Origin of the sequence: Enterobacteriaceae endosymbiont of Donacia clavipes (assembly GCF_012570365.1) — a bacterium.
Taxonomy (GTDB): domain Bacteria; phylum Pseudomonadota; class Gammaproteobacteria; order Enterobacterales; family Enterobacteriaceae.
Genome location: NZ_CP046208.1, coordinates 1 through 653 on the forward strand (window position 1 = coordinate 1; position 653 = coordinate 653).

At 18.2% G+C, this 653-nt stretch carries 1 rRNA gene (running past one end of the window); it reads left to right on the top strand.

Annotated features, from left to right (window positions below):
• A 16S ribosomal RNA gene (locus GJT92_RS02260) occupies window positions 1-653 on the top strand; it runs 1,263 nt beyond the window's last position.

The following is a 653-nucleotide window of genomic DNA, read 5'->3' on the forward strand; positions in this document are numbered from 1 at the left end:
ATGATAAATCAAATTCCTATGACCTTACAAGGTATAAAAAAACTACATAAAGAATTAATGAAATTAAAAAATATAGAAAGACCAAAAATTATTAATTCTATTATAGAAGCAAGAAAACATGGTGATTTAAAAGAAAATTCTGAATATCAAGCAGCTCGTGAAGCACAAAGTTTTTGTGAAGGACGTATTAAAGATATAGAAATAAAATTATCAAATGCTAATATAATAGATGTTACAAAAATTATACATAATAATAAAATTATTTTTGGTGCTACAATAAGTTTAATAAATATAATAACTAATGAAATTAATTCTTATAAAATTGTAGGTCATGACGAAGCAGATTTAAAAAATAATTTAATTTCAGTTAATGCACCTATTTCTAGAGCATTAATTGGAAAAGAAAAAAATGATATTATTAATGTTCATACTCCTAGAGGAGTAATGAAATATAAAATATTAAATATTAAATATATTTAATATAAATTTAAAACAAATTTTATTTGACTTTTAATAAATAACTAGTATTATTATTAATAATAAAAAATTATTTTTATAAATAATAATTTTTTAGTTCTTTAATAATTTATCAGAAAATATATGTGGGCATTCAATTTTTAGAAATTAATTATTTTGTATCGTATTTTTTTTTA